Raw genomic sequence first — 8,602 nt, forward strand, 5'->3', positions numbered from 1 at the left:
TACGCTATTGACGCCCTGAAAGGCAGCATCATGGCGCGTCATATCGATATCGAAAACGAGCGGGAAACCGCCTTGCAGGCGGCCGTCGAGGAGCTTTCCCGCGGCCAGCCAATCGCCCTGCCCACGGAAACCGTCTACGGCCTTGCTGCGGACGCAACCGATCCGGCGGCCATTGCCCGCATTTACGAAACGAAAGGCAGGCCGCAGTTTAATCCGCTGATCTGCCATATGGCCGATATCGCCATGGCCGAACGTTATGCGGTTTTCGATCCCGTGTCGCGACGCCTCGCAGAAACCTTCTGGCCGGGCCCGTTGACGCTGGTTCTGCCGCTGAAACCGGCAAGCGGCATTCACTCACTCGCAACGGCCGGGCTCGATACCGTCGGCATTCGCGTTCCGCAGGGTTTCGCCGGTGATCTGATCCGCCGGTTCGACAAACCTCTTGCTGCGCCCAGCGCAAATAGTTCCGGCAAGATCAGCCCCACCAGTGCGGCCCATGTCGAGGCCGATCTCGGTAACAGGATCAACCTCATTCTTGATGGCGGTGCTGCCTCCGTCGGTGTCGAATCCACCATCGTCAAAGTGGAAGACGACGGGCGGGTGCGGCTGCTTCGTCCCGGCGGCATCGTCACCGAGGAGATCGAGCGCATCACCGGCACCCAGCTCGAACGGCCGGAAAAGGCATCAGCCGCCATCGAGGCACCCGGAATGCTGGCCTCGCATTATGCGCCCGGTGCAGCTGTTCGCCTCGACGCGACATCCGTTTCTTCCGACGAGGCACTGATCCAGTTCGGCGGCATCGCGGTTGAGGGACAAGAGACGGCCCGTACCGTTCTCGACCTCAGCCCTTCCGGCGACCTTGCCGAGGCGGCCGCCAATCTGTTCGATTATCTCAAAGCAGCCGATGCGAGCGGTGCCGCGACAATCGCGGTCACAACCATTCCCGCCCACGGTCTTGGAGAGGCGATCAATGACCGCCTTTCCCGCGCTGCCGCGCCGCGAGGCTGACGGTATTTCACCATTTCGCCCACCGTTTCAAATGACAGCGAGACGCCAATGACAATCGCAGCCCCCTCCTCCGACATCCTCGACCGCTTCACTGCCATTGTCGGCGAAAAAAACGCGGTGCGCGACGCTGTGGAAATGGCGCCGCGTCTTGTGGAAAATCGCGGGCTTTACCATGGTGCGTCACCGCTGCTGCTCAAGCCCGGCACTGTCGAGGAGGTTGCAGCCATCCTGAAGCTCGCCAGCGAAAGCGGCACGCCCATCGTGCCGCAGACCGGCAATACCGGCCTTGTGGGTGGCCAGACGCCGCGTGCTGACGGAACCGACATCATCCTCTCGCTCGAGCGCATGAACCGTATCCGCGACATCGATCCGGTCGCCAACACCATCGTTGCGGATGCCGGCTGCATTCTCGACGACATTCACAAGGCCGCATCGACCGTGGAGCGGATGTTCCCGCTGTCGCTCGGCTCGCAGGGCTCGTGCCGCATCGGCGGTAATCTGGCCACCAATGCCGGCGGCACGGCAGTTCTCGCTTATGGCAATATGCGCCAGCTTTGCCTGGGGCTTGAAGTGGTGCTGCCGACAGGTGAAATCTGGGACGGGCTTCGCCGGCTGAAAAAGGACAATACGGGTTACGATCTGCGCGATCTCTTCATCGGTTCGGAAGGCACGCTCGGCGTTATCACCGGTGCGGTGCTGAAGCTTTTCCCCGTGCCGCTCGGCCATCAGGTGGGTTTTGCCGGTCTTCGATCCACTGAGGACGCGTTGAAGCTGTTCGAAATGGCCTCGAACCTCTGCGGCACAGCGCTGACCGGTTTCGAGCTGATGCCGCGCATCGGCGTGGAATTCACCGCCAAACATATTCCCGGCGTGCGCGATCCGCTACAAACGCCGCATGACTGGTACGCGCTCATCGATATCTCCACCTCCGCATCGGCTGAGACGGCTGAAACAATGATGCAATCGCTGTTGGAGCGCGGTTTTTCCGCTGGGCTGGTCGAGGATGCGGTGATCGCTTCATCGGAAGCGCAGCGTCAGGCGCTCTGGCATATGCGCGAAAGCATGTCGGATGCGCAAAAGCCTGAAGGCGGCTCTATCAAACACGACGTTTCCGTTCCGGTGTCGAAGATACCGGAATTCATGGCAACGGCGGAAAAGGCCGTTCTTGCCGCCATTCCCGGCGCCCGCGTCTGCGCCTTCGGCCATCTGGGCGATGGCAACATCCACTACAATATTTCCCAGCCGGTTGGTGCGGACAAAGCTGAATTCATCGGTCGCTGGCGGGATATGAACGAGATCGTGCACGGCATCGTACTGTCGCTCGGCGGCTCAATTTCGGCAGAACATGGCATCGGCCAGTTGAAGCGCGACGAGCTGGCCACGATCAGGCCTGGCATTGAAATGGACCTGATGCGACGCATCAAACACGCCTTTGACCCCGCCGGCATTATGAACCCCGGCAAGGTGATCACCGCCCGCTAGGGACAGCAGCTTCATCATCGTTGCATGTTAGTTGGAAGTTCTCGCCGTCCAGGCGGGAACCAGTTCCGCATTCAGGCGGCGCGGCTTTTGCGCGTGCACGAGCTGTGTCAGGCCCATGCCGGATTTTGCGATCGCCACCGCATGTTTCTTCGGCATCAGGTAGCCGCATTCCAAGGGAGGACGGCGGCGCACTATCCGGCTGAAAAAGGGCCGCTTGTGATACCGGGACGGCGAGAAACGCGCGGGCTCGGCACAGACAGCCACATATTCGAGAATCTCTTCGATCCAGCCGCTCTGCGGACGCGCACCCGGTTCGACCAGCAGGATCCAATGCCCGCGCGCCGAGCGCATGACATCCTCAATATCCCACTGCGCATAAAAACGGCAGCCAGCGGCATCGGCGACGCGCGACGATCCATCGCGCGAACCGTGATCGAGGATCACAACGTCGCTTACCAGCCCTTCCACGGCCCCGGTTACAAGCGCAGACAGCGTATGCGCCAGTTCCGGTTCCTGATCCCGGCATTCCATTATGACTGTCAACATATGCATAGCTCTAACGCATCGCACAATAAATTGCCACTGCGCTGGATGTCAGAAAATCCGCGACCGTTCAGGCTTAACTCTAACCCACCTTCAGGTGGGATTGATACAAACAAGACCCCGGCCGCGGGTCTGCCAGCTATCGATTTTGCATTTTTTGTTCTTGTAATGTTCTCGTTTCTGCGGTAGGAATTTAATCATTCGAAGAGGCAATGAAACGCCGGTTCGAGTGGAAACGGTTTAAGGGCGTTGGCTTGCCTTGAGAGGCGTGCGGCACCCTGGGAGCATCCAGATGAGAGACCATACGCTTTCGGGGCAGGCTGCTTTCCAGCCGAGCCATACGCCTGACATTGCCAATGCGTTGGCCGATGCGTCGGGCCTGCGCATCGAGATCGACCGTCGTCGCGGGCGTGGTGCCGGACTTAACCCGGGCGGGCGCTTCGAGGCCCTGCAGCGGGAGGTTTTCGACGATGGCTGGCAGACCCTCGAGGAGCTGCCGGAGTTCCGCACCGAAGTGCAGGTGGAAAAGCCGCGCAGCATCATCAGCCGCAACGAATCGCCTGACATCCCTTTCGACCGTTCCATCAATCCCTATCGCGGCTGCGAACATGGCTGCATCTACTGTTTCGCCCGTCCGACGCACAGCTATATGGGGCTTTCTGCGGGGCTGGATTTCGAGGCGAAGCTTTTCGCCAAGCCGGATGCGGCAAAGCTGCTCGAAAGGGAGCTGGCGAAGCCCGGCTACAAGCCTCGCGTCATTGCCATCGGCACCAATACCGACCCCTATCAGCCGATCGAGCGCGAATGGCGCATCATGCGGCAGATACTGGAAGTGCTGGCAAAGGCCGACCATCCCGTCGCCATCGTCACCAAATCGGCCCTGATCAAGCGGGATATCGATATTCTGGCGCCCATGGCCAAGAAAGGTCTCGTCAAGGTTGGTATTTCCGTGACGACGCTGGACCGCAAGCTGGCACGCAGCATGGAACCGCGCGCCGCCACGCCCGAAAAGCGGCTGGAAGCGGTCAAGGCGCTGACGGATGCCGGCATTCCCGTGGCGGTGATGATGGCACCTGTCATTCCCGCACTCAACGATCATGAGATCGAACGCATTCTCGAAGCCGGCAAGGCCGCTGGCGCAACGGAGGCCTCCTATGTGCTGCTGCGCCTGCCGCTGGAGGTCAGCCCCCTCTTCCGCGACTGGCTGCTGCGCAACTATCCGGACCGCTACCGGCATGTCATGTCGCTGGTGCGCTCCATGCGCGACGGCAAGGATTACGATGCGGAATTCGGAAAACGCATGAAGGGTGCTGGTCCCTATGCATGGCAGATCGGCAGGCGTTTCGAAATGGCGACGAAACGGCTTGGCCTCATCCGCCGTGGCATTCACCTGCGCGACGACATCTTCGTGCCGCCGGGAGGTGCCGGCGTGCAATTGTCGCTGCTTTGAAAATATGAGGCCCGCTTGGCCGATCGAAGGCGCATTACGATGCGCGCAACGATACCCAGCGGTGCAGACACATAAGGAGTGGTGGCCCTTTCCTGTTGAAGGAGCCATGCTCTTGACGAAATGCCCGGCGGGTTTTCCCTGGCCCGTCGGACATCACCCCCGGAACCCGCCGCCTCGCGTGCGATCGTTTTTCCTCCGCCGCCCCGTTGGAGGATCAAAGGTCATGACGACCTAAGGGGCACGGTTGGCCACGCCCCTTGACCCGGCTGGCCGCGCCCGTCATCGCCCGCTTCCGGGGGCTTGCAGGAGATCGGGTGTGTGTGCAAGTTTCTGCCGCATGAAACGCCGCACCACACCCGATTCTCCTGCCCTCTTTGATCTCGCCGATACGGGCCCCGATTTCTCCTTCGAACTTGAAGCGAGGAAGAAGGGGCTTTGGCCCGTGGCCGGCACGGATGAGGCAGGCCGGGGGCCTCTCGCGGGACCAGTGGTTGCGGCAGCTGTCATTCTCGATCCCGACAACATTCCTGGTGGTCTTGACGATTCCAAGAAACTGACCAAGCTGAAACGGGAAAGCCTGTTTCTGCAAATCATGGAAACATCGATCGTTTCCGTCGCCTCCTCTGGCCCAGGCCTTATCGACACCATGAATATCCTGCGCGCCAGCCTCGACGCGATGCGTCGCGCCGTACTCGGCCTCGAGATCTCCCCGGCCCTCGTGCTGGCAGATGGCCGCGACAAGCCGCCGGGCATCACCTGCGAGTCAAAGGCCGTCATCAAGGGCGATTCCCGCTCCCTCTCAATCGCCGCCGCTTCGATCATCGCCAAGGTGACCCGTGACCGGATGATGGAACGGGCCGGTGTAGTGCACAGCTCCTATGGTTTCGAAGGCCATGCCGGCTACGGCACACCAGCCCACCTGCGCGCCATAGAAAGCCATGGGCCCTGCCCGCTGCACCGGATGAGTTTCAGGCCGCTGAAGCAGGACTGATCGAAAACCACGATCCTGAAGCGGAGAATGCGGTCTCGCCCGGGATTTCAGCGCCCTGCCATGAGGTGACGATCTCCGTCTCCACTGGTAGAATTCTATCTCAATGCGTGGACTTGACGGGCTTTGGGAGAAGAGATTTGGATTTCATGAAACTGTTGAAGTCGCTCGAAGAACTTCTCTACGAGCTGGTTTCATGGCTCCTCTTCTATCCGCTGACAATGTGGCGATCGGTCGTCGCACCGCTCAGCATGATGCGCTACGCCGATAGCGAACTCGCGGATCGGCTCGAGGACCAGTATGACGACACACTGAGTCCACCCCTCTTCCTCCTGATCACTCTGCTATTTTCGCAGGGGCTCTCCGCCTCCCTTCCGACCATTTACGATCCCACATTGGCCGCCCGGGAGCTTGGTTCGGGTTCGAACCTGCTCATAGCGCGTGGCGTTATATTCGGGATTTATCCGCTGTGTATGGCCGTCACGCTTCTGCGGTGGAAACGGGTGAGGATCACCCGAAACTCCCTGCGTCCGCCGTTCTTCAGCCAATGTTACGTGGCTGCGCCGTTTACATTTGTCCTGGTCCTGGGCTTCGATTTTGCATCCATGCCTCTGGAACATGGCCTTACGTTCGGGCTCGCCATTATCGCGCTCGCCACGATCTGGTATGCGCAGGCACAGATACGATGGCTGATGCAGGATCTCGGCTTGGGCATCGCGAAAGCAGGCCTGGCTTTCAGTGGCGCATTTCTGGTTGCCACCGCGGCAGCTTTTGTACTGGCGGTGCTGATAGCGCTCGAGGCCAAGACAATCTATCCCGCGATCACTTAACAAGCCTCGACAAATTGGCCGCCGTGAATTGCCGGCCAGCATCCAGTCCTCAAAGCCGATGCTTTTTCTCCAAAGGTCGACAGACATCGATAGACACGCTGCAAGCAGGCACCACAGCGTGCACCCACGAGCCTGCCAACACAGCCCCCGGCTGAGGCATAAAACAAAAAACCCCTCGCGGCGGGTGCCGGAGGGGTTTTGAATAGTCCGAGATGAACTTAGTTCAGCTTCGACTTCACTTCGCCAATGGTGTTGGCGAAAAGTTTGGCCTTTGCGGCAGCGGTGGTCTTTTCGGCAATGAGCTTCTCGGAAGCTGCAATGGCGATGTCCACGGCGGCGGCACGAACGGCGCCGATGGCGTCTTCTTCGGCCTGCTTGATCTTCTGTTCCGACAGGGCCGTACGGCGGACGACGAATTCTTCCGTCTTTTGCTTGGCTTCGGCGGTCAGGGCGGCCGCTTCGCGTTCGGCAGCGGCAACGATGCCAGCTGCTTCAGCTTCGGCTTCCTTGCGCTTGCGCTGATATTCGGCCAGCAGGTGCTGTGCCTCTTCGCGCAGACGCTTGGCTTCGGCCAGTTCGTCCTGAATGTTCTGTGCGCGCTCGTCCAGAGACTTGGAGAGCATGCCCGGAACCTTGAGATAGGCGATCAGGACGAAGAAAAGGACAAGACCGACAAGAGCGAAAAATGATGCATCAAACGCCATATCAGGCTCCCTTCACAGTCGAAGCGGCTGCAATGGCGGCCTTGACGTCGGCATCCTTGACCTTGGCGCCAACCAGCTGGTCGACGATTGCGGTCGCAGTTTCCTCGGCAATGGCGCCGACATCCGCGAATGCCTGATCCCTGATACCCGCAATGCGCTTTTCGGCGGCGGCAAGCTTCTCGGCAAGTCCGGCTTCGATAGCGACGCGGTCGGCATCGGCTTTCGCCTTGGCGGCGTCACGTGCCGCGGAGCCTATCGAGCTTGCCTTGGCGCGGGCTGCCGCGAGTTCTTTTTCATAGGTTTCGACGGCTGCGTCGGCTTCGCTTTTCAGCCGTGCCGCTTCATCGAGATCCTGTGCAATGCGCCCATGACGGTTTTCAAGAATGCCGCCGACGCGAGGAACGATGACCTTCTGCATGAGCAGGTAGAAAAGGCCGAACGTGATCGCCAGCCACAGGACCTGCGATGCATAAGTAGACTGGTCGAACGGCGGGAAAACGCCGGAAGCACCGTGTTCGGCGCCGTGCGCTACACCGGTTTCCGTGTGCGTGGCTTCCGGTTGCGGCTGGCCGACAGCCGGAGTTTCCGTATGCGTTTCACCTACGGTCGGTGCTGACTGGGCATAAGCCTCGGTCACGAACATGCTCACCTCCAGGGGGACTGCAAATGCGAAGGATCACGGCACGCAATTTGCGCGAGCCGTGATCCAGACCTGATGCCGTTATTAGACAGCGAACAGGAGAAGGAGAGCTACGAGCAGCGAGAAGATGCCCAGAGCTTCCGTAACGGCGAAGCCGAATACCAGACGGCCGAACTGGCTGTCGGCAGCAGAGGGGTTGCGCAGTGCGCCGGAGAGGTAATCACCGAAGATACGGCCGAGTGCGAGGGACGTACCAGCCATGCCGAGGCATGCGAGACCTGCGCCGATGTACTTTGCTGCTTCCGCTTCCATGTGAGACTCCTTGAGATATTGGTTGTTGCGGCTATCTTTTGGCGCCCGTTGCCGGGGCCAGCGACTTTACTTCTCAGTGACCACCATGCACGGCGTCGTTCAGGTACATGCAAGTCAGTACCGCGAACACATAAGCCTGCAGGAAGGCAACGAGAAATTCGAGAGCGGTCATTGCGACCGTCATGATGAGAGGCAGGACTGCACCGCCGATACCGAGCGCGCCGAGCGCACCCATGGAGGCGACGAAGCCTGCGAAAACCTTGAGCGTGATGTGGCCAGCCAGCATGTTCGCGAAGAGACGAACGGAAAGGCTGATCGGGCGCGACAGGAACGAAATCATTTCAATTGACGCGACAAGCGGCAAAAGCGCCTTCGGCACGCCAGAAGGTGCGAAGATGCCGAAGAAATGCAGACCGTGCTTGTAGAAACCGTAAACGACGACCGTGCCGATGACGAGGCAGGCAAGCGCGAAGGTGACGATGATCTGGCTGGTGACCGTGAAGAAATACGGGAACATGCCGAGAAGGTTCGCAGTCAGCACGAACATGAACAGCGAGAATACGAATGGGAAGAACACCATGCCCTTTTTGCCGGCGCCTTCGCGCAGCATGGAGGCGATGAATTCATAGGACATTTCAGCAACGG

10 protein-coding genes are annotated in these 8,602 nt (G+C 60.1%); 5 read left to right on the forward strand and 5 right to left on the reverse strand.

Annotation, left to right across the window (positions count from 1 at the left end):
- Nucleotides 1–30: 30 nt before the first annotated feature.
- Entirely contained in the window at nucleotides 31–1,008 is a 978-nt protein-coding gene (locus T18_RS05805; protein ID WP_038490023.1) for an L-threonylcarbamoyladenylate synthase, read from the forward strand.
- A 48-nt stretch (nucleotides 1,009–1,056) separates the two neighbouring features.
- Nucleotides 1,057–2,490, forward strand: a complete 1,434-nt coding sequence (locus T18_RS05810) for an FAD-binding oxidoreductase (protein WP_038490021.1) — start codon at nucleotides 1,057–1,059, stop codon at nucleotides 2,488–2,490.
- Nucleotides 2,491–2,517: 27 nt separating this feature from the next.
- Here T18_RS05810 and T18_RS05815 read toward each other — a convergent pair whose 3' ends face one another.
- The gene (locus T18_RS05815) at nucleotides 2,518–3,036 is read right to left on the reverse strand and encodes a hypothetical protein (RefSeq protein ID WP_003511706.1); all 519 of its coding nucleotides are present in this window, start codon (nucleotides 3,034–3,036) and stop codon (nucleotides 2,518–2,520) included.
- Between the two features lie 289 nt (nucleotides 3,037–3,325).
- Between T18_RS05815 and T18_RS05820 the strand changes: the two genes are divergently transcribed.
- The 3 genes from T18_RS05820 to T18_RS05830 all read left to right on the forward strand — a co-directional run bounded on the left by T18_RS05820 (nucleotide 3,326) and on the right by T18_RS05830 (nucleotide 6,301).
- The gene (locus T18_RS05820) at nucleotides 3,326–4,483 is read left to right on the forward strand and encodes a PA0069 family radical SAM protein (protein ID WP_003511704.1); all 1,158 of its coding nucleotides are present in this window, start codon (nucleotides 3,326–3,328) and stop codon (nucleotides 4,481–4,483) included.
- A 337-nt stretch (nucleotides 4,484–4,820) separates the two neighbouring features.
- Nucleotides 4,821–5,474, forward strand: coding sequence for a ribonuclease HII (locus T18_RS05825; RefSeq protein WP_019564214.1), 654 nt, complete (start codon nucleotides 4,821–4,823; stop codon nucleotides 5,472–5,474).
- Between the two features lie 137 nt (nucleotides 5,475–5,611).
- A complete protein-coding gene (locus tag T18_RS05830; protein ID WP_003511701.1) occupies nucleotides 5,612–6,301 on the forward strand; it encodes a hypothetical protein in 690 nt (229 codons plus the stop codon).
- Nucleotides 6,302–6,519: 218 nt separating this feature from the next.
- Here the strand turns inward: T18_RS05830 and T18_RS05835 are convergent, their stop codons facing one another.
- The 4 genes from T18_RS05835 to T18_RS05850 all read right to left on the reverse strand — a co-directional run.
- Complete coding sequence (locus tag T18_RS05835) at nucleotides 6,520–7,005, reverse strand: F0F1 ATP synthase subunit B (protein ID WP_003511699.1); 486 nt, start codon at nucleotides 7,003–7,005, stop codon at nucleotides 6,520–6,522.
- Between the two features lies 1 nt (nucleotide 7,006).
- Nucleotides 7,007–7,648, reverse strand: coding sequence for a F0F1 ATP synthase subunit B (locus tag T18_RS05840; RefSeq protein WP_003511698.1), 642 nt, complete (start codon nucleotides 7,646–7,648; stop codon nucleotides 7,007–7,009).
- A gap of 81 nt (nucleotides 7,649–7,729) precedes the next feature.
- On the reverse strand, nucleotides 7,730–7,957 hold the full coding sequence (locus T18_RS05845) for a F0F1 ATP synthase subunit C (protein WP_003494147.1): 228 nt from the start codon (nucleotides 7,955–7,957) through the stop codon (nucleotides 7,730–7,732).
- 73 nt (nucleotides 7,958–8,030) lie between these two features.
- Nucleotides 8,031–8,602: F0F1 ATP synthase subunit A (locus T18_RS05850; RefSeq protein ID WP_323455199.1), on the reverse strand; the 572-nt coding region annotated here is incomplete at its 5' end.

This window comes from Rhizobium sp. TBD182, assembly GCF_001950375.1.
Lineage (GTDB): Bacteria > Pseudomonadota > Alphaproteobacteria > Rhizobiales > Rhizobiaceae > Agrobacterium > Agrobacterium tumefaciens.

Coding starts and splice junctions, on each gene's coding strand:
- T18_RS05840 (WP_003511698.1), bottom strand. CDS start 7,648: ATGTTCGTGACCGAGGCTTATGCCCAGTCAGCACCGACCGTAGGTGAA.
- T18_RS05805 (WP_038490023.1), top strand. CDS start 31: ATGGCGCGTCATATCGATATCGAAAACGAGCGGGAAACCGCCTTGCAG.
- T18_RS05815 (WP_003511706.1), bottom strand. CDS start 3,036: ATGTTGACAGTCATAATGGAATGCCGGGATCAGGAACCGGAACTGGCG.
- T18_RS05835 (WP_003511699.1), bottom strand. CDS start 7,005: ATGGCGTTTGATGCATCATTTTTCGCTCTTGTCGGTCTTGTCCTTTTC.
- T18_RS05825 (WP_019564214.1), top strand. CDS start 4,821: ATGAAACGCCGCACCACACCCGATTCTCCTGCCCTCTTTGATCTCGCC.
- T18_RS05820 (WP_003511704.1), top strand. CDS start 3,326: ATGAGAGACCATACGCTTTCGGGGCAGGCTGCTTTCCAGCCGAGCCAT.
- T18_RS05810 (WP_038490021.1), top strand. CDS start 1,057: ATGACAATCGCAGCCCCCTCCTCCGACATCCTCGACCGCTTCACTGCC.
- T18_RS05845 (WP_003494147.1), bottom strand. CDS start 7,957: ATGGAAGCGGAAGCAGCAAAGTACATCGGCGCAGGTCTCGCATGCCTC.